The organism is Streptomyces sp. NPDC059787 (assembly GCF_042732315.1).
Taxonomy (GTDB): Bacteria; Actinomycetota; Actinomycetes; order Streptomycetales; family Streptomycetaceae; genus Streptomyces; species Streptomyces atrovirens.
In genome coordinates this window covers 157,794-178,213 of the sequence record NZ_JBHWHX010000011.1, presented here as the reverse complement: position 1 = coordinate 178,213, position 20,420 = coordinate 157,794, and the positions used below count along the sequence as shown (strand labels likewise).

The 20,420-nt window shown below is 72.1% G+C and carries 16 protein-coding genes; all 16 read left to right on the top strand.

Annotated elements, in window-relative coordinates; genetic code table 11:
• The first annotated feature begins 124 nt into the window (after positions 1–124).
• The 16 genes from ACFV5H_RS13475 (at position 125) to ACFV5H_RS13400 (ending at position 20,417) form a co-directional block, all read left to right on the top strand.
• Positions 125–1,465, top strand: coding sequence for an OFA family MFS transporter (locus tag ACFV5H_RS13475; RefSeq protein WP_385044685.1), 1,341 nt, complete (start codon positions 125–127; stop codon positions 1,463–1,465).
• On the top strand, positions 1,434–1,577 hold the full coding sequence (locus tag ACFV5H_RS13470; protein ID WP_167748549.1) for a hypothetical protein: 144 nt from the start codon (positions 1,434–1,436) through the stop codon (positions 1,575–1,577). Before ACFV5H_RS13475 ends, ACFV5H_RS13470 begins: the two co-directional genes overlap by 32 nt.
• Before the next feature lie 145 nt (positions 1,578–1,722).
• Complete coding sequence (locus ACFV5H_RS13465; protein ID WP_385044682.1) at positions 1,723–2,670, top strand: beta-ketoacyl-ACP synthase III; 948 nt, start codon at positions 1,723–1,725, stop codon at positions 2,668–2,670.
• A gap of 144 nt (positions 2,671–2,814) precedes the next feature.
• The gene (locus ACFV5H_RS13460; protein ID WP_385044679.1) at positions 2,815–3,492 is read left to right on the top strand and encodes a GntR family transcriptional regulator; all 678 of its coding nucleotides are present in this window, start codon (positions 2,815–2,817) and stop codon (positions 3,490–3,492) included.
• A 210-nt stretch (positions 3,493–3,702) separates the two neighbouring features.
• Complete coding sequence (locus ACFV5H_RS13455; RefSeq protein ID WP_385194694.1) at positions 3,703–4,884, top strand: ROK family protein; 1,182 nt, start codon at positions 3,703–3,705, stop codon at positions 4,882–4,884.
• Positions 4,885–5,161: 277 nt separating this feature from the next.
• Complete coding sequence (locus ACFV5H_RS13450; protein ID WP_385044676.1) at positions 5,162–6,679, top strand: sugar ABC transporter ATP-binding protein; 1,518 nt, start codon at positions 5,162–5,164, stop codon at positions 6,677–6,679.
• Positions 6,676–7,695, top strand: coding sequence for an ABC transporter permease (locus ACFV5H_RS13445; protein ID WP_385044674.1), 1,020 nt, complete (start codon positions 6,676–6,678; stop codon positions 7,693–7,695). Before ACFV5H_RS13450 ends, ACFV5H_RS13445 begins: the two co-directional genes overlap by 4 nt.
• A gap of 17 nt (positions 7,696–7,712) precedes the next feature.
• Positions 7,713–8,759: a substrate-binding domain-containing protein gene (locus ACFV5H_RS13440; protein ID WP_385044671.1), complete on the top strand. Its 1,047-nt coding sequence runs from the start codon at positions 7,713–7,715 to the stop codon at positions 8,757–8,759.
• 80 nt (positions 8,760–8,839) lie between these two features.
• Positions 8,840–10,048, top strand: a complete 1,209-nt coding sequence (locus ACFV5H_RS13435) for a Gfo/Idh/MocA family protein (RefSeq protein ID WP_385194692.1) — start codon at positions 8,840–8,842, stop codon at positions 10,046–10,048.
• Between the two features lie 14 nt (positions 10,049–10,062).
• Positions 10,063–11,061, top strand: a complete 999-nt coding sequence (locus ACFV5H_RS13430) for a sugar phosphate isomerase/epimerase family protein (protein WP_385044666.1) — start codon at positions 10,063–10,065, stop codon at positions 11,059–11,061.
• Between the two features lie 267 nt (positions 11,062–11,328).
• Positions 11,329–15,042: a ThuA domain-containing protein gene (locus ACFV5H_RS13425; protein ID WP_385194690.1), complete on the top strand. Its 3,714-nt coding sequence runs from the start codon at positions 11,329–11,331 to the stop codon at positions 15,040–15,042.
• Positions 15,043–15,198: 156 nt separating this feature from the next.
• Entirely contained in the window at positions 15,199–16,359 is a 1,161-nt protein-coding gene (locus ACFV5H_RS13420; RefSeq protein ID WP_385194687.1) for an inositol-3-phosphate synthase, read from the top strand.
• A gap of 149 nt (positions 16,360–16,508) precedes the next feature.
• On the top strand, positions 16,509–17,540 hold the full coding sequence (locus ACFV5H_RS13415) for an SCO3242 family prenyltransferase (protein WP_385194685.1): 1,032 nt from the start codon (positions 16,509–16,511) through the stop codon (positions 17,538–17,540).
• Positions 17,541–17,779: 239 nt separating this feature from the next.
• The gene (locus ACFV5H_RS13410) at positions 17,780–18,790 is read left to right on the top strand and encodes a sugar phosphate isomerase/epimerase family protein (protein WP_385194682.1); all 1,011 of its coding nucleotides are present in this window, start codon (positions 17,780–17,782) and stop codon (positions 18,788–18,790) included.
• Complete coding sequence (locus ACFV5H_RS13405; protein WP_385194679.1) at positions 18,787–19,527, top strand: EboA domain-containing protein; 741 nt, start codon at positions 18,787–18,789, stop codon at positions 19,525–19,527. The genes ACFV5H_RS13410 and ACFV5H_RS13405 overlap by 4 nt, the downstream gene beginning before the upstream one ends.
• The gene (locus ACFV5H_RS13400) at positions 19,527–20,417 is read left to right on the top strand and encodes a TatD family hydrolase (RefSeq protein ID WP_385059465.1); all 891 of its coding nucleotides are present in this window, start codon (positions 19,527–19,529) and stop codon (positions 20,415–20,417) included. Before ACFV5H_RS13405 ends, ACFV5H_RS13400 begins: the two co-directional genes overlap by 1 nt.
• Positions 20,418–20,420: the final 3 nt, after the last annotated feature.

Here is a 20,420-nt window from a genome sequence, read left to right as displayed (position 1 = left end):
ATCTCTGTCGACGAAATATTGTCTACAGTATGGGGGTGGCCCCAGCAAGGCTTTGTGCAGTACCAGTGGTTGTCTGCTCAACTGTCTTCTCAAGGGCCCCTGTCGTCCCTACGGTTGGGGACTCATGAGTCCCCCCGTCGCACCGCCGGGCTGGAGCCGCTGGCTCGTCCCGCCCGCCGCGCTCTCCGTCCACCTCTCCATCGGCCAGGCCTACGCGTGGAGCGTGTTCAAGCCGCCGCTGGAGTCCGCGCTCGACCTCAGCGGCACCCAGAGCGCACTGCCCTTCCAGCTCGGCATCGTCATGCTCGGCCTGTCCGCCGCGTTCGGCGGCACCCTCGTGGAACGCCGGGGCCCGCGCTGGGCGATGACCGTCGCCCTGATCTGCTTCTCCTCCGGCTTCCTGCTCTCCGCCCTGGGCGCGGCCACCGAGCAGTACTGGCTGATCGTCCTCGGCTACGGCTTCGTCGGCGGCATCGGTCTCGGCATCGGCTACATCTCACCCGTCTCGACGCTCATCAAATGGTTCCCCGACCGGCCCGGCATGGCCACCGGCATCGCCATCATGGGCTTCGGCGGCGGCGCGCTGATCGCCTCGCCCTGGTCGGCGCAGATGCTCGACTCCTTCGGCGCCGACAACGCCGGCATCGCCCTCGCCTTCCTCGTGCACGGGCTGACGTACGCCGTGTTCATGCTGCTCGGCGTGGTACTGGTGCGGGTGCCGCGCGGCGCGCGTCCGGGGGGCGGCGGGCCCGCCGTGGTCACGGGGCCGCAGGTCTCGGCCCGTTCGGCGGTGCGCACCCCGCAGTTCTGGCTGCTGTGGATCGTGCTCACCATGAACGTCACCGCGGGCATCGGCATCCTGGAGAAGGCCGCCCCGATGATCACCGACTTCTTCGCGGACACCTCCGCACCGGTGTCGGCGACCGCCGCCGCGGGATTCGTCGCCCTGCTGTCGGCGGCCAACATGGCGGGCCGCATCGGCTGGTCGACCACCTCCGACCTCATCGGCCGCAAGAACATCTACCGGGTCTACCTCGGCGTCGGCGCGCTGATGTACGCGCTCATCTGGCTGCTGGGCGACTCCTCCAAGCCGCTGTTCGTGCTGTGCGCCCTGGTGATCCTCTCCTTCTACGGCGGCGGCTTCGCCACGGTCCCGGCGTATCTGAAGGACCTCTTCGGCACCTACGAGGTCGGGGCGATCCACGGCCGGCTGCTCACCGCCTGGTCCACGGCCGGTGTGCTCGGACCGCTGATCGTGAACTGGGTCGCCGACCGCCAGGAGGAGGCGGGCCGGCACGGTCCGTCCCTGTACGGGCTGTCGCTGGTCATCATGATCGGGCTGCTCGTCGTCGGCTTCGTCGCCAACGAACTGGTCCGGCCCGTCCACCCCCGCCACCACGTCCCCAGCCCCGAGACACCGAAGGAGGCCGCCGATGACCGGCGAGAGCAGCCAGAGTCCGCCTAGCAGCCCCGGCCGCCGCGGGCTCATCACCTTCTCCTGGCTGTGGGTGGGAGTGCCGCTCGCCTACGGACTGTACGAGCTCGTACGCAAGGCGACGCAACTGTTCACCGGGTGACCGCGGACGGCCGGGGCCGCCCTTCGAGAGCTGATGGAAGCCGACAAGCACGGCGCCCGTTTCCTGTCACTTCACCTGCCCTCGTACCCGTGAGTCACTGATCAGACTGGTGCATCCCGCAACCGAACCACTAGGGGGATCACCCATGATCGGCTCGCGCATCGTCGCCGTCGGCCACTACCAGCCCGCCCGGGTCCTCACCAACGAGGACCTGGCGGGCATGGTCGACACCAGCGACGAGTGGATCACGAGCCGCGTGGGCATCCGCACCCGTCACATCGCAGGGCCCGACGAACCGGTCGACGAGCTGGCCGCGCACGCCGCCGCCAAGGCACTGGCGGCGGCCGGCCGGACCCCCGCCGAGATCGACCTGGTGCTGGTCGCCACGTCCACCGCCATCGACCGCTCGCCCAACATGGCCGCCCGCGTCGCGGCCCGCCTCGGCATGCCCGGGCCCGCCGTCATGGACATCAACGTGGTCTGCGCCGGCTTCACCCACGCCCTCGCCACCGCCGACCACGCCGTACGGGCCGGCGGTGCGAGCCGGGTGCTGGTCATCGGCGCCGACAAGATGTCCGACGTGGCCGACTGGACCGACCGCACCACCTGCGTGCTGGTCGGCGACGGGGCGGGCGCGGCCGTCGTGGAGGCCTGCGCCCCGGGCGCGGAGCCGGGGATCGGTCCGGTGCTGTGGGGCTCGGTGCCCGAGATGGGCCACGCGGTGCGGATCGAGGGGACACCGCCGCGGTTCGCGCAGGAGGGGCAGAGCGTCTACCGCTGGGCGGCCACCCAGCTGCCGGTCGTCGCCCGCCAGGCCTGCGAGAAGGCGGGACTGGCACCCGAGGACCTCGCCGCGGTGGTGCTGCACCAGGCCAACCTGCGGATCATCGAACCCCTCGCCCGCCGGCTCGGCGCCGTCAACGCCGTCGTCGCCCGCGATGTCACCGAGTCCGGCAACACCTCGGCCGCCAGCATCCCGCTCGCCTTCTCCAAACTCGTCGAACAGGGCGCGGTGACGGCCGGCGACCCTGTACTGCTCTTCGGCTTCGGCGGGAACCTGTCGTACGCGGGACAGGTCGTGCGCTGCCCCTGAGCCCGCCGCGCGTGTGACAAGGCCGACTCCCCGCCCCCCTGGCACCTGTGCGCCGTAGACTGTAGACGAAAGACAATCACTACTGGCGTTGCGGTGCACCGGTGTTCGCGGCGGTGCACGGCGCCGCCGAGGAGGGGGACCGCGATGCTGTCGACCGGACTGCCCCAGGGGGCGGTGCCCAAGCTCGAACGGCCGGGACCGCTGCGCGACCGGGTCTACGAGGCGCTGCTCGAACTCATCACCACCCGCGCCCTCCAGCCCGGCCAGCATCTCGTCGAGAGCGAACTCGCCGGCCACCTCGGTGTCTCCCGCCAGCCGGTGCGCGAGGCGCTGCAGCGGCTCAACACCGAGGGCTGGGTCGATCTGCGGCCCGCGCAGGGCGCGTTCGTGCACGAGCCGACGGAGGAGGAGGCCGACCAGCTCCTCACCGTCCGTACGCTGCTGGAGGCCGAGGCGGCCCGGCTGGCCGCGAGCAACGCCGACGGGGCGGGCGTGGCGGCCCTGGAGGAGATCCTGGCCGAGGGGCTCGAGGCCGTCGACGCCGACGACGTGGACGCCGCCGTCGCCCTCAACGCCCGCTTCCACGCCAAGATCATGGAGCTGGCCGGCAACGCCGTGCTCGCCGAACTCGCCGCCCAGGTCGACCGGCGCGTGCGCTGGTACTACACCCCCGTCGCCCGGCAGCGCGGCGGACAGTCCTGGGTCGAGCACCGCGAGCTGATCGCGGCCGTCGCCGCCCATGACGAACAACTGGCCACCCGGCTCATGCGCGAACACACCGAGCACACCCGGCGCTCGTACCACGCCCGCGCGAAGTCCTGAATGCGCCTTTCCGGTTGTTTTGTGACGTCTCTCCCCGCACCCTCACGGGCTCCTTTGTCCTGTGAGTGGAAAAAGTAGGGGGCAATTCCTGCGCGACTTCTTCCCACCTCCGGCAGGCGCTGCTACTTTCCCATCCGAAGGAACGCCACACACGTGGCCGGAATCCGGCGCGCACAGGCCGATCGGGGCGGGGAGGAACTCGTGAGACGCATGACAGCGCGACCCGCCAACGCCCACCAGGCACGACTGCTCAGACTGCTGCGCGACGGCGGACCCAACTCCCGTGCCCAGCTGGGCGACCAGGTCGACCTCTCCCGGTCGAAACTGGCCGTGGAGGTGGACCGGCTGCTGGAGACGGATCTCGTCGTGGCCGACGGACTCGCCGCCTCGCGCGGCGGCCGGCGCTCCCACAACATCCGGCTCAACCCGCACCTGCGTTTCCTCGGCGTCGACATCGGCGCGACCTCGGTCGACGTCGCCGTCACCAACGCCGAGCTGGAGATCCTCGGGCACATCAACCAGCCCATGGACGTACGCGAGGGACCGGTCGCGGTCTTCGAGCAAGTACTCGTCATGGCCGCGAAGTTGAAGGCCTCGGGGCTCGCGGAGGGGTTCGACGGCGCCGGCATCGGCGTCCCGGGCCCGGTCCGCTTCCCCGAGGGCATCCCGGTGGCTCCGCCGATCATGCCGGGCTGGGACGGCTTCCCCGTGCGGGAGGCGCTCAGCCAGGACCTCGGCTGCCCGGTCATGGTCGACAACGACGTGAACCTGATGGCGATGGGGGAGCAGCACGCGGGCGTCGCCCGCACCGTCGCCGACTTCCTCTGCGTCAAGATCGGTACCGGCATCGGCTGCGGCATCGTCGTCGGCGGTGAGGTCTACCGCGGTACGACGGGCAGCGCGGGCGACATCGGGCACATCCAGGCCGTGCCCGACGGCCGCCCGTGCGCCTGTGGCAACCGGGGCTGCCTGGAGGCCCACTTCTCCGGCGCGGCCCTCGCCCGGGACGCCATGGAGGCCGCCGAACAGCGGCTCTCCGCCGAACTCGCCGGCCGGCTGGAGACGAACGGCACGCTCAGCGCCGTCGACGTCGCGGCCGCGGCCGCGGCCGGCGACGCCACCGCCCTCGATCTGATCCGCGAGGGCGGCAACCGCACCGGCCAGGTCATCGCCGGCCTGGTCAGCTTCTTCAACCCCGGCCTGGTGGTGATCGGCGGCGGGGTGACCGGCCTCGGCCACACCCTGCTCGCCGCGATCCGCACCCAGGTCTACCGCGGCTCGCTGCCCCTGGCCACGGGCAACCTGCCCATCGTGCTGGGGGAGTTGGGACCCACCGCCGGAGTCATCGGCGCGGCCCGGCTCATCAGCGACCACCTGTTCTCACCCGCGTAAGCAGCCTTTCCCGCTCCTTCGTCGCACCTGCTCCGAGTACCACCGCATCCGCGCCACGGCACCTGCTCCGAGTACCACCGCACCCGCTCCAGGCACCACCGCATCCGCGCCACGGCACCCGCTCCACCGCACCGGCTTCCACCGCATCTTTCCTCGCACCGGAACAGCCCACCCGTACCAGGCACCGCCACCGCCCTACCCAGCCCTGCCTGAAAACGCCTGCCCCGCAAGGGGATCGCCCTGACACCGGCCCGTACGCCCGCCGAGGGGAATCCGCATGGCACCACAACCACCGCTGCTCAGTATGTCCGGCATCACCAAGTCGTTCCCCGGAGTCCGGGCCCTGGACGGCGTCGACCTCGACGTCCAGGCCGGCGAGGTGCACTGCCTGCTCGGCCAGAACGGCGCCGGCAAGTCCACCCTGATCAAGGTGCTGGCCGGCGCCCACCAGCCGGACACCGGCACCATCCGCTGGCGCGGCGAGGACGTCACCCTGCGCTCGCCGATCGCCGCCATGCGCCTCGGCATCGCCACCATCTACCAGGAACTCGACCTGGTGGAACACCTGTCGGTCGCCGAGAACGTCCACCTCGGCCATGAACCCACGGCCGCCGGTTTCGTCGTGCGGGGAAGGGCCGCCAGGTCGTCGACCGCCGAACTCCTCAAGCGGCTCGGCCACCCCGAGGTCGACCCGGCCCGGCTGGTCGGCGAACTCTCGGCGGCGCAGCAGCAGATCGTGTCGATGGCGCGGGCGCTCTCCCACGACGTACGGCTCATCGTGATGGACGAGCCGTCCGCGGCCCTCGACCCGGACGAGGTCGACAACCTCTTCCGCATCGTCGGCGACCTCACCGCCGACGGCGTCGCCGTCGTCTACATCTCGCACCGCCTGGAGGAGATCCGGCGCATCGGCGACCGGGTGACCGTGCTGAAGGACGGCCGGGCCGTCGCCGGCGGGCTGCCCGCGAAGTCGACGCCGACCCGCGAGGTCGTCGCGCTGATGACGGGACGCAACGTCGAGTACGTCTTCCCGGAGCGGCCCACCACCGCCCCGCGGGGCGAACCGGTGCTCACCGTCGAAGGACTTTCCCGCAAGGGCGAGTTCGCCCCGCTCGACCTCCAGGTGCGACCCGGGGAGATCGTCGGGCTCGCCGGACTCGTCGGCTCCGGGCGCTCCGAGATCCTGGAGACCGTCTACGGCGCCCGCAAGCCGGACACCGGCCGGGTCCTCGTCGACGGGCGCCCCCTGAGGCCGGGCAGCGTACGGGCCGCCGTGCGCGCCGGACTCGGGCTCGCCCCCGAGGAACGCAAGGCGCAGGCCCTGCTGATGCTGGAGTCCGTCACCCGCAACGTGTCGGTCTCCTCCATGTCCCGCTTCGCGAAGGCCGGCTGGATCGACCGCGGCGCCGAACTGGGGGCGGCGCGCGCGGCGGTACGCGAACTGTCGCTGCGGCCCGACAACCCGGACGTGCCCGTGCGCACCCTGTCCGGCGGCAACCAGCAGAAAGCCGTGCTCGCGCGCTGGCTGCTGCGCGGCTGCCGGGTGCTGCTGCTCGACGAACCCACCCGCGGCGTCGACGTCGGCGCCCGCGCCGAGCTCTACGCGGTCGTCCGCCGGCTGGCCGACGAGGGCCTCGCCGTGCTGCTGGTCTCCAGCGAGGTGCCCGAGGTCCTCGGCCTCGCCGACCGCGTCCTGGTGCTCCGCGAGGGCAGCGTCGTCCACACGGCGCCCGCCCGCGAGCTCGACGAACACCGTGTACTCGACCTGGTCATGGAAGGAAGCCCGGCGTCATGACGCAGCCCGTCTCCCCGCCGCGGGACAGCGCCCCCAAGGCGCCGTCGGCCGGCGAAACGCCCGCCTGGCGCGCCGTGTTGTTCCGCGCCGACGTCCGCACGCTGTCGCTGCTCGGCGTGCTCGCCGTACTGATCCTCATCGGAGGCATCACCAAACCGGACCAGTTCCTGGACACCCGCAACCTCCAGCTGGTCCTCACCCAGGCATCCGTCATCGGTGTCGTCACCGTCGGCATGACCTTCGTCATCATCTCCGGCGGCATCGACCTGTCGGTCGGTGCGATCGTCGCCCTCGCCTCGGTGTGGGCGACCACGGTCGCCACCCAGGAGTTCGGCTTCGCGGGCATCCTCTTCACCGCCGTCCTCGTCGGACTGGGATGCGGACTGGTCAACGGGGTGCTCATCGCGTACGGCGGGATGGTCCCGTTCATCGCCACCCTCGCCATGCTCGCCTCGGCCCGCGGTCTCGCCCTGCAGATCACCGACGGGCGGACGCAGATCGTCACCGTCGACGGCGTCCTCGACCTCGGCGAGCGCGACTCCTACGTGCTCGGCATCCCGCCGCTGGTCCTGGTGTTCGCCGCGGTCACCGTCGTCGGCTGGCTGCTCCTCAACCGGACCACCTTCGGCCGCCGCTCCGTCGCCGTCGGCGGCAACGCGGAGGCCGCCCGGCTCGCCGGCATCGACGTACGCCGCCAGCGGCTCTACCTCTACCTGCTGTCCGGGCTGTGCTGCGGCATCGCCGCCTTCCTGCTGATCGTGCTGGCCGGATCCGGCCAGAACACCAACGGCAACCTCTACGAACTCGACGCCATCGCCGCCGCGATCATCGGCGGCACCCTGCTCACCGGAGGCCGCGGCACCATCGTCGGCTCCGTCCTCGGCGTCCTGATCTTCACCACCATCACCAACATCTTCGCCCTGAACAACCTGCAGAGCGACGTCCAGCAGATCGCCAAGGGCGCGATCATCGTCGCCGCCGTGCTGGTCCAGCGCCGTACCGCGAGCACGACCTGAGGAAAGGGTTCACCGCCATGCCAGAGACACCTTTCGCAAGCCGCAGAGGACTGCTCTTCGGAGCGGCCGCCGTATCCGCCGGCGTGTTCGTCACCGGCTGTACGAGCAACGAGTCCGGTGACGACGAGCCGGCCGCCAACGACCAGCCGGCCGCCGACGACAAGCCCGGCAAGCAGGTCACCATCGGCTTCGCCGGACCGCAGGCCGACCACGGCTGGCTCAACGCCATCAACGACAACGCCAAGAAGCGGGCGGAGAAGTACTCCGACGTCACCCTGGAGATCACCGAGGGCTCCAACGACACCGCCCAGCAGATCGGCCAGATCGAGACCCTCATCAACAAGAAGGTCGACGTCCTGGTCATCCTGCCCGCCGACGGCAAGGCCCTCACCCAGGTCGGACTGAAGGCGATGCGCGCCGGCATCCCCGTCGTCAACCTCGACCGGATCTTCAACACCCCGCAGGCGTACCGCTGCTGGGTCGGCGGGGACAACTACGGCATGGGCCTCAACGCCGGTCACTACATCGGCGAGAAGCTCAAGGACAAGCAGGGCGCCAAGGTCGTCGAGCTGGCCGGGCTGGACAACCTGGAGCTGACCAAGCAGCGCACCCAGGGCTTCGACGACGCGCTGAAGAACTACCCCAACATCCAGAAGGTGGCCCGCCAGGCCGCCGAGTTCACCGTCGAGTCCGGCCAGGCCAAGACGGCCCAGCTGCTCCAGGCGCAGTCGCAGATCGACGCGCTGTGGAACCACGACGACGACCAGGGCGTGGGCGCGCTGCGCGCCATCGAACAGGCCGGGCGCGACGAGTTCCTGATGGTGGGCGGCGCGGGCGCGCTCGCCGCGTTCGAGGCCATCAAGGCCGACAACGGTGTCCTGAAGGCCACCGTCCTGTACCCGCCGACGATGGCCGCCTCCGCGATCGACCTCGCCCGCGCCCTCGGCCAGGGCAAGGGCGTGAGCGGCCTCGCCGAGTTCGAGATCCCCTCGTCGGTGACCTGCTACTCGGCCGTCGTCGACAAGGAGAACGTGGACCAGTACATGTCCACGGGCTTCAAGTGAGGAGCCCCGCCCCACGGGCCTGACCAGCCCCCCGGGCGGGGTCCACCCCCGCCCGCCACGACGACGAGGAGGACATCCGAATGGCACAGCCGCAAGCGTCCGACGGGGCGGAGACGGGGAAGCCACCGCTGCGCATCGGCATGGTCGGTTACGCCTTCATGGGCGCCGCCCACTCCCAGGGCTGGCGCACCGCGCCACGCGTCTTCGACCTGCCGCTGAGCCCCGAGCTGGCCGTGATCTGCGGCCGGGACGCCGACGCCGTGCGCGCGGCGGCCGACCGGCACGGCTGGGCGGAGACCGAGACGGACTGGCGCGCCCTGGTCGAACGGGACGACGTCGACCTCGTCGACATCTGCACCCCCGGCGACAGCCACGCCGAGATCGCCCTCGCCGCGCTCGCCGCGGGCAAGCACGTGCTGTGCGAAAAGCCCCTCGCCAACACCGTCGCGGAGGCCGAGGCGATGACCCGCGCCGCCGAAGAGGCGGCGGCACGCGGTCAGTCGGCGATGGTCGGCTTCAACTACCGCCGGGTCCCCGCGGCCGCGCTGGCCCGGCGGACGGTGGCCGAGGGCCGGATCGGGAAACTGCGGCACGTGCGGGTCGCGTATCTGCAGGACTGGCTGGTGGACCCGGAGTTCCCGCTGACCTGGCGGCTGCGCCGCGAGCAGGCCGGCTCCGGTTCGCTCGGCGACCTCGGCGCGCACATCGTCGACCTGGCGCAGTACCTGTCCGGCGAGCGGCTCGCGGGGGTCTCCGCGCTCACCGAGACGTTCGTACGGGAGCGGCCGCTGCCCACCGCGCCCAGCAGCGGCCTGGCCGCCGTCACCGCCGCCGGCACCGGACAGGTCACCGTCGACGACGCCGCCCTGTTCACCGGCCGCTTCACCTCCGGGGCCCTCGCCTCCTTCGAGGCCACCCGGTACGCCACCGGACGCAAGAACGCCCTGCGCATCGAACTCAACGGTGAACGCGGGTCGCTGGCCTTCGACCTGGAGCGGCTCAACGAGCTGGAGTTCCACGACGGCACCGAGCCCGGGACGCACGCGGGATTCCGCCGCATCCTGGTCACCGAACCCGACCACCCCTACCTCGAGGCCTGGTGGCCGCCGGGACACGGCCTCGGCTACGAGCACACCTTCGTGCACCAGGCCCGCGACCTGGTCCACGCGGTCGCCGAGGGCCGCAGTCCCGAACCCTCCTTCGCCGACGGGCTCCAGGTGCAGCGCGTCCTGGCCGCGGTGGAGGAGAGCGCCGAGAAGAACTCCGTCTACACACCGATCGCCGCCTGAGAGGACGGATACGGATGCCGCGCAACTTCACGCTGTTCACCGGCCAGTGGGCGGACCTGCCGCTGGAGGAGGTCTGCCGACTCGCCCGCGACTTCGGCTACGACGGCCTCGAACTCGCCTGCTGGGGCGACCACTTCGAGGTGGACAAGGCGCTCGCCGACCCGTCCTACGTCGCCGGCCGCCACCAGCTCCTGGAGAAGTACGGCCTCAAGTGCTGGGCCGTCTCCAACCACCTGGTCGGGCAGGCGGTGTGCGACGCCATCATCGACGAACGCCACCAGGCGATCCTGCCCGCCCGCATCTGGGGCGACGGCGAGGCCGAGGGCGTACGGCAGCGGGCCGCCGCCGAGATCAAGGACACCGCGCGCGCCGCGGCCCTCTTCGGCGTCGACACCGTCATCGGCTTCACCGGCTCCGCCATCTGGCACCTGGTCGCCATGTTCCCGCCCGCCCCCGAGTCGATGATCGAGCGCGGCTACGAGGACTTCGCCGAGCGGTGGAACCCGATCCTGGACGTCTTCGACGCCGAGGGCGTGCGGTTCGCGCACGAGGTCCACCCCAGCGAGATCGCCTACGACTACTGGACGACCGTACGCGCCCTGGAGGCGGTCGACCGCCGGCCGGCCTTCGGCCTCAACTTCGACCCCTCCCACTTCGTGTGGCAGGACCTCGACCCGGTCGGCTTCCTCCTGGACTTCCGCGACCGGATCTACCACGTCGACTGCAAGGAGGCCCGCAGGCGCCTCGACGGCCGCAACGGCCGCCTCGGCTCCCACCTGCCGTGGGGCGACCCGCGGCGCGGCTGGGACTTCGTCTCCGCCGGCCACGGCGACGTCCCCTGGGAGGACGTCTTCCGCATGCTGCGCTCCATCGACTACCGGGGCCCCGTCTCCGTCGAGTGGGAGGACGCCGGCATGGACCGGCTCCAGGGCGCCCCCGAGGCGCTCACCCGCCTCAAGGCGTTCGACTTCGAGCCGCCCAGCGCGTCCTTCGACGCCGCGTTCAACAGCTGATCCGCGCGCCCGACGACAGGTCGGGGACGGGGACCGGAACATCCGCCGGTCCCCGGTCCGACCTGCCCGGATCCCGCTTTGTCCTGAGTTGGGAAAAAGTTCGACCGGTCCTGTTCCAAGGGGTGTTCGCCCCGGAAGAACGCGGTTACCGTCCCTGAAGTGTCCAGGACACCCACGCCTCCGGGGTGACGGCGCACCCCGGCGCCCGCACGCACCGCACGTCTTCGCACCCGTTCCGTACGGCCCACCCGTTCCCGGAGGGACTTCGTGCACAGAAGCAGACTCACATCCACCCGGACCACGAGGCGTCCCCGACTCCGCACCACCCTCGCCCTGTTCACCGGCCTGTTGCTGGCCGTGGGCACCCCGGCGACCGTCGCCGGCGCCCACCCGGGCCACCCGGAGCACGACGGGGCGGCAGCCGCCGAGGGGCAGTTCCAGCAGGTACCGCTCGCCAAGGGCGAACCCGAGATGGGCGAGCCGATGTCGCTCGCCGTGCTCCCGGACCGCAGCGTCCTGCACACCGCCCGCGACGGCACACTGCGCCTCACCGACCAGGGCGGCGTCACCAAGGTCGCCGGCAAGATCCCCGTCTACAACCACGACGAGGAGGGTCTGCAGGGCGTCGGCATCGACCCGGACTTCGAGAACAACCGGGCGATCTACCTCTACTACGCCCCGCCGCTCGACACCCCCGCCGGAGACGCCCCGGAGACCGGCACCGCCGAGGACTTCGAGAAGTTCGACGGCGTCAACCGCCTCTCCAGGTTCGTCCTCAACTCCAACGGCACGCTGGACCCGGCCAGCGAGAAGAAGGTCCTGGACGTCGCGGCCTCCCGCGGCACCTGCTGCCACGTCGGCGGCGACATCGCCTTCGACGCCGAGGGCAACCTCTACCTGTCCACCGGCGACGACACCAACCCCTTCTCCTCCGACGGCTTCACGCCGATCGACGAGCGGGCGGACCGCAACCCGGCCTTCGACGCCCGCCGCAGCTCCGGCAACACCAACGACCTGCGCGGCAAGATCCTCCGCATCAAGGTCGCCGAGGACGGCTCGTACACCGTTCCGGAGGGCAACCTCTTCGCCCCGGGCACCGAGAAGACCCGCCCCGAGATCTACGCGATGGGCTTCCGCAACCCGTTCCGGATGAACATCGACAAGAAGACCGGCACCATCTACGTGGGCGACTACGGCCCCGACGCCGGCGCCGCCGACCCGAACCGGGGTCCCGGGGGACAGGTCGAGTTCGCCAAGGTCACCGAGGCGGCCAACTTCGGCTGGCCGTTCTGCACCGGCGACAACGACGCCTACGTCGACTACGACTTCGCCACCGGCGCCTCCGGTGAGACGTTCGACTGCGCCGCTCCGAAGAACACCTCGCCGCACAACACCGGCCTGGTCGACCTGCCGCCCGCGCAGGCCGCCTGGATCCCCTACGACGGCGGTTCCGTGCCCGAGTTCGGCACCGGCTCCGAGTCCCCGATGGGCGGCCCGGTCTACCGCTACGACCCCGAGCTCGACTCCAGCGTGAAGTTCCCCGAGGCGTACGACGGCGACTTCTTCGCCGGCGAGTTCGGCCGCCGCTGGATCAAGCGGATCGAGCAGAACGAGGACGGCACGGTCGCGACGATCAACGACTTCCCGTGGACCGGCACCCAGATCATGGACATGGAGTTCGGCCCCGACGGAGCGCTCTACGTCCTCGACTACGGCGTCTCCTGGTTCCAGGGCGACGAGAACTCCGCGCTGTACCGGATCGAGAACGCCGAGGACGGCTTCTCCCCGATCGCCGGGGTCAGCGCGGACAGGACGTCCGGCGCGGCCGGTCTGAAGGTCAGGTTCACCGGCACCGCCGATGACGCCGACTCCCCGGACCTCACCTACAGCTGGGACTTCGGCGACGGCACCAAGGGCGAGGGACTCACCCCCACCCACAAGTACAAGAAGGTCGGCACCTACACCGCGACCTTCACCGCGAAGGACCCCGAGGGCAACACCGGCAGCGCCAGCACCCGGATCGTCGTCGGCAACACCGAGCCCACGGTGAAGATCACCGTGCCGGGCAACGGCAGCCTCGCGGCCTTCGGTGAGCCCGTCCCGTTCAAGGTGACCGTCACCGACCCCGAGGAGACCATCGACTGCTCCAAGGTCAAGGTCGCCTACAGCCTCGGCCACGACTCGCACGCCCACGAGCTGACCAGCGAGATGGGCTGTGAGGGCACCCTGAAGCCGCCCGCCGGCGACGGCGGTCACGACCCCAACGCCAACATCTACGGCGTCGTCGGCGCCAGCTACACCGACGGCGGGGCGAACGGCCAGGAGGCGCTGACCGGCACCGCGCGCACCGTGCTCCAGCCGCTGCACCGCCAGGCCGAGCACTTCTCCACCCAGCAGGGCGTGTCGGTGATCGACAAGACCGGCGCCAACGGCGGCAAGACCGTCGGCGACATCGACGACGGCGACTGGATCTCCTTCAGCCCCTACCTGTTCAAGGGCCAGAAGAAGATGACCGTACGGGCCTCCTCCGGCGGCGCGGGCGGCTTCATCGAGCTGCGCACCGGCTCGCCCACCGGCAAGCTGCACGGCTCGGCGTACATCCCGCCGACCGGTGGCTGGGAGACGTTCCAGGACGTCGACGTGCCGCTGCGGTCCCTGCCGAAGAAGACCACGGAGATCTACCTGGTCTTCCGGGGCGGCGACGGCGCGCTGTACGACGTGGACGACTTCGAGTTCTCCACCGAGCCGTTCAAGAAGGGCAAGAAGGTCCTGGTCTTCTCCAGGACGGCCGGCTTCCGCCACGACTCCATCCCGGAGGGCGTCGCCGCCCTGAAGGAGCTCGGCGCCCCGGCCGGCATCTCGGTCACGGCGACCGAGGAGGCCCGGCAGTTCACCACCGCCAACCTCGCCAAGTACGACGCGGTCGCCTTCCTGTCCACCACCGGTGACGTCCTGAACGCCGACCAGCAGAAGGCGTTCGAGAACTACGTCAAGAACGGCGGCGGCTACATGGGCATCCACGCCGCCGCCGACACCGAGTACGACTGGGAGTTCTACGGCGGACTCGTCGGCGCCCACTTCGACTCGCACCCGGCCATCCAGAAGGCCACCGTGCGCGTCCACGACCACGACCACCCGTCCACCGCGCACCTCGACGACACCTGGGAGCGCACCGACGAGTGGTACAACTACCGCACCAACCCGCGTGAGCAGGCCAAGGTACTCGCCACCCTCGACGAGACCACCTACGACGGCGGCACCATGAAGGGCGACCACCCGATCGCCTGGTGCCAGAGCTACGGCGGCGGCCGCTCCTTCTACACCGGCGGCGGCCACACCAAGGAGTCGTACGCCGACGAGGCCTTCCGCACCCATCTGCTCGGCGGCATGCAGTACGCCACCGGCCAGGTGAAGGCGGACTGCAAGCCGGACAAGGGCTACCGGGAGATCTTCAACGGCCAGACCCTGGACGGCTGGAAGCAGGCCGGCCCCGGCAAGTTCAACGTCAAGGACGGCACCCTGGAGTCCGAGGGCGGCATGGGCCTGCTCTGGTACCAGGCCAAGGAACTGAAGTCGTACTCCCTCACGCTCGACTGGAAGATGCGGGGCGACGACAACTCCGGGATCTTCGTGGGCTTCCCGGCCTCCGACGACCCCTGGTCCGCGGTGAACAAGGGCTACGAGATCCAGATCGACGCCACGGACGCGGCGGACCGCACCACGGGCTCCGTCTACTCCTTCAAGTCGGCGAACATCAAGGCCCGTGACCAGGTCCTGCGGCCGCCCGGCCAGTGGAACTCCTACGAGATCAAGGTCCAGGGCGAACGCCTCCAGGTGTTCCTCAACGGAGTCAAGATCAACGACTTCACCAACAAGGACCCCGGGCGGAGCCTGACCGACGGCTACATCGGTCTGCAGAACCACGGCGCCGACGACCAGGTCTCCTTCCGCGACATCCAGCTGAAGGAACTGCCCTCCTAGGGCGCCCCGCCCCCTGACGAGGGGGCGACCGGAACGGCGGCGGGCGGAGGACGCCGGACCTCCGCCCGCCGTCCCGCCGGGGCCGACGCACCCGGCACCCCGCTCGCCCCCCCTCCGGCACTCGCACCAGGTTCGCGTACGACAAGGAGGCTGCCCATGTCCGCCGAACCGTCCCTCCCCACCCCCTCCCCGGCCCCCCGCTTCGGCGTCTGGCTCATCGGCGCGCGCGGCTCCGTCGCCACCACCGCGATCGCGGGCTGCGCCGCCGTCGCCGCCGGGCTCCAGCCGCCGACCGGCATGGTCACCGAGACCGCTCCCTTCACCACATGCGGCCTGCCCTCGTTGTCGTCCCTCGTCTTCGGCGGCCACGACACCGTCGACTGCCCGCTGCCCAAGCGTGCCGAGCACCTCGCCGACGGCGGTGTCCTGCCGCACGGCCTGCCGTCCGCCGTGCACGCCGAACTCGTCGCCGCCGACCGGGAGATCAGGCCCGGCGGCCCCCCGCCCGGTGACACCGGCCGCACCCAGGACCAGTGGATCGACGTGTTCGCGGCCGACATCCGCGACTTCGTGCGCCGCCAGGACCTCGCCGGCGCCGTCGTGATCAACGTCGCCTCCACCGAGCCGGCCCCCACCGACGGCACCCTGCCGCCCAGCTCCCTCTACGCGGCGGCCGCCCTGCGCGCCGACTGCCCCTACGTCAACTTCACCCCCTCCACGGGCCTGCACCACCCGGCGCTGGCCCCGCTCGCCGCGTCCTCGGGCCTGCCGTACGCGGGCCGCGACGGCAAGACCGGGCAGACCCTGCTGCGCTCCGTCCTCGGCCCGATGTTCCTGCAGCGCGCCCTCGCCGTGCGCGCCTGGTCCGGCACCAACCTCCTGGGCGGCGGCGACGGCGCGGCCCTGGCCGACCCGGCCGCGGCGGCGGCGAAGAACGCCGGCAAGGAACGCGTCCTCGCCGACACCCTCGGCACCACCCCCGAGGGCGAGGTCCACATCGACGACGTACCGGCCCTCGGCGACTGGAAGACCGCCTGGGACCACATCGCCTTCGACGGCTTCCTCGGCGCCCGCATGATCCTCCAGACCACCTGGCAGGGCTGCGACTCGTCCCTCGCCGCCCCCCTCGTCCTCGACCTGGCCCGACTGACCGCCCGCGCCCGGCAGAAGGGCCTGACCGGCCCGCTGAGCGAGCTGGGCTTCTACTTCAAGGACCCGGTCGGCGACGGCCCGTCGTCACTGGCCGAGCAGTACACGGACCTGAGGCACTTCGCCGAACGACTGCGCGACGCCGCCGCTCCCGAGGCCCACCGATGAGCCGCCCGACGCCCGACGCCCAGGACACGCCCGCACGGGGGGAGCCCGCGCAGGACGTGTGCGGGCAGGGCGACTCCCCAGGGGCGCGGGGAACTGCGCGAACAACCACGACGGACCCGCACGGGCCCACGACGGGACGCGCCTACGACATGCCCGCGCAGGAAGTGCCCGGGCTGGGCGACTCCCCAGGGGCGCGGGGAACTGCGCGAACAACCACGACGGACCCGCACGGGCCCACGACGGCACACGCACGGGGCGGGCCCGCAACCGCGTGGGCGGAACTGCTGCGCCTGCCCGCGCTGTTCACCGTCCCCGGCGACGCCCTGGCCGGTGCGGCGGCGACCGGTGTGCGCCCCGGGCCCCGCACCCTGCTCGCCATCGGATCCTCCCTGTGCCTGTACGAGGCCGGCATGGCCCTGAACGACTGGGCGGACCGCGCCGAGGACGCCGTGGAGCGTCCGCACCGTCCGCTGCCGTCCGGCCGTATCCGTCCGGCCGCCGCCCTCACCGCCGCCGGTGCCCTCACCGGCGCCGGACTGGCGCTCGCCGCCGGTGCGGGACGCCCCGCCCTCGCGGTGGCCGCACCCCTGGCGGCGACCGTCTGGGCCTACGACCTCGCCCTGAAGCACACGCCCGCAGGTCCCGCGGCCATGGCCGCCGCCCGCGGACTCGACCTGCTCCTGGGCGCAGCGGCCACCGGCGGCGGCACCCGCGCCGCGCTGCCCTCCGCAGCGCTGCTCGGCAGCCACACCCTCGCGGTCACGGCCGTGTCCCGCCGGGAGACCACCGGCGGCTCGGCCCTGGCCCCGCTGGCGGCCCTCGCGACGACGGGGGTGCTGACCCGGCTGGTCACCCACCGCCGCACCCGACTCCCGGCAGGCCGGCGGGCAGCAGCCGCCCCCGGCCTGCCGGGCCCCGGCCCCGCCGGCGCCCTCGCCACCGCCCTGGGCGCCGCCTACGCCGCCACGGCCGCCCGCCCCTACTTCCACGCCACGCTCAACCCTTCACCTCCCCTCACCCAACGCGCCGTGGGCGGCGGCATCCGCGCCACGATCCCGCTCCAGGCCGCGCTGGCCGCCCGTTCCGGCGGGACCGTCACGTCCCTCCTGGTCGCGGCCCTGGCCCCGGCCGGCCGGATGTTCGCCAGGAGGGCCGGTATGAGGAAGGTGAGCATCACATGAGCCGGAACCCGAACCGGGGCGCGAGCCGACAGATGACCGAGGACGCTCGTGTCCCGGTCCCGGATGCGAGCCGGGGCACGAGCGGCGACCCGGCTCGGTACGTGAGCCGGGAGGGAAACGGGGACGGCCATGGCCCGGACCGGGACACGGGCCGCGACGTGAGCGGCTGCCCGGCCGGGCAGGTGAGCCAGGATGCGACCGGGGACGGTCGTGTCCCGGCCGCGGAGGCGAGTCAGGACGTGACGGGCCGCCCGGCCCGGCACGGGAGCGGCGACGGTCATGGCACGAGCCGGGGCGCGAGCCGAGCCGCACACGCGGACGGGGCACGGGACGCGAACCGGAACGCCGGCGCCCCCCTCCGTTTCGGCTACGGCACCAACGGCCTCGCCGACCTCCGCCTCGACGACGCCCTCGCCCTCCTCGCCGACCTCGGCTACGACGGCGTGGGCCTGACCCTCGACCACATGCACCTCGATCCGCTCGCCCCGGACCTCGCCGCCCGCACCCGCCGGGTCGCGCACCGTCTCGACGAGCTCGGACTCGGCGTGACCGTGGAGACCGGCGCCCGCTATGTGCTCGACCCCCGCCGCAAGCACGGCCCCTCGCTGCTGGACGCCGACCCGGACGACCGCGCCCGCCGCGTCGACCTCCTCCTGCGTGCCGTCCGCGTCGCCGCCGACCTCGGCGCGCACGCCGTGCACTGCTTCAGCGGCGTCGTCCCCGACGGCACCGACGAGGACACCGCCTGGAAACGCCTCGCCGAGACCCTCACTCCCGTCCTGGACGCCGCCGCCACCGCCGGCGTCCCCCTCGCCGTCGAACCCGAACCCGGTCACCTCCTCGCCACCCTCGCCGACTTCCACCACCTGCGCCGCACGCTCGGCGATCCCGAGCCCCTCGGCCTCACCCTGGACATCGGCCACTGCCAGTGCCTCGAACCCCTTCCTCCCGCCGACTGCGTACGCGACGCCGCCCCCTGGCTGCGGCACGTCCAGATCGAGGACATGCGCCGAGGCGTCCACGAACACCTCCCCTTCGGTGACGGCGAGATCGACTTCCCACCCGTCCTCGCGGCCCTCGCCGCCACCGGCTACCAGGGCCTGACGGTCGTCGAACTGCCCCGCCACTCCCACGCCGGCCCCCACTTCGCCGCCCACTCCCTCCCGTTCCTCCGCCACGCAGCCCCTTCCGTCCCCGTCCCGTCGCACGGCGATCCCTCCGCCACCCCCGAAGGGAGCAGAACCCCATGACCCGCCCCCGTGCCACCCCGGCCACCCCGGAGGCAGACACCACCGGCGGACCGGCGACCCCAGGTGACGGCACCACCCCCGCCCTCACCCCGCCCGCCGAACTGCGCCGCCGCCTCGCCGGCCGGCTGGACGGAGCCGCCCGCGCCTGGCTGGACCAGGCCCTGGACGAGGCCGCCGCCCACCCCGGCGCCCACGGGCCCATCTCCGTGTGGGAGCTGCGCCTGGCCGAGGCCGGCCGCCGCTGCGGTCCCGCCCACGCCGACGCCGCCCGCGTCCTCATCCTGCACGCGGCCCACGCCGACGCCGACGCCCTGACCCGGGTCTACTTCCAGGGCACCGCCGACGAGCGCCGCGCCGTACTGCACGCCCTGCCGCACCTCGTGCCCGACGGCCCCGACGCCCTCCCGCTCGTCGAGGACGCCCTGCGCACCAACGACACCCGGCTCGTCGCCGCCGCCCTCGGCCCCTACGCCGCCCGGCACCTCGACGCCCACGCCTGGCGGCACGCGGTCCTGAAGTGCCTGTTCACCGGCGTCGGCCTCGACCACGTGGCGGACCTGGCCCGGCGCGCCCGGGGCGACGGCGAACTCGCCCGCATGCTCGGCGACTACGCCGCGGAACGCACCGCCGCCGGCCGCACCGTCCCCGAGGACCTGCACCGCGTCCTGGCCCTGACCGAGTCCGCCCCCGCCACCCCGCCGCACGGCACGGACGACCCCCACGGCAAGGAGTCCTGATGCGCATCTTCGACCCCCACATCCACATGACGTCGCGCACCACCGACGACTACGAGGCCATGTACACCGCGGGCGTCCGCGCCGTCGTCGAGCCCTCCTTCTGGCTCGGCCAGCCCCGCACCTCCCCGGCCTCCTTCCTCGACTACTTCGACGCCCTCCTCGGCTGGGAACCCTTCCGCGCCGCCCAGTACGGCATCGCCCACCACTGCACCCTCGCCCTCAACCCCAAGGAGGCGAACGACCCGCGCTGCACGCCCGTCCTCGACGCGCTGCCCCGGTATCTCGTCAAGGACAACGTGGTGGCCGTCGGCGAGATCGGCTACGACTCCATGACCCCAGCCGAGGACACCGCCCTCGCCGCCCAGCTCCAGCTCGCCGCCGACCACGGCCTGCCCGCGCTGGTGCACACCCCGCACCGCGACAAGCTCGCCGGGCTGCGCCGCACCCTGGACGTGGTCCGCGAGTCCGCCCTGCCCGCCGACCGTGTCCTGGTCGACCACCTCAACGAGACCACCGTCAAGGAGGCCAAGGACAGCGGCGCCTGGCTCGGCTTCTCCGTCTATCCCGACACCAAGATGGACGAGGAGCGGATGGTCGCCATCCTGCGCGCCCACGGCCCCGAGCAGGTCCTGGTGAACTCCGCCGCCGACTGGGGCAGGAGCGACCCCCTCAAGACCCGCAAGGTCGCCGACCTGATGCTCGCCGAGGGCTTCACCGAGGACGACGTCGACCGGGTGCTGTGGCGCAACCCCGTAGCCTTCTACGGGCTCAGCGGCCGTCTGAACCTCGATGTCGACACCACCGACGCCACCCACGAGGGCAACTCCATCCTGCGCGGCGCACCGAGAGACGAGCCCCGGCCGGCCGGCGTCCCCGCCACGGAGGCGTGAGCC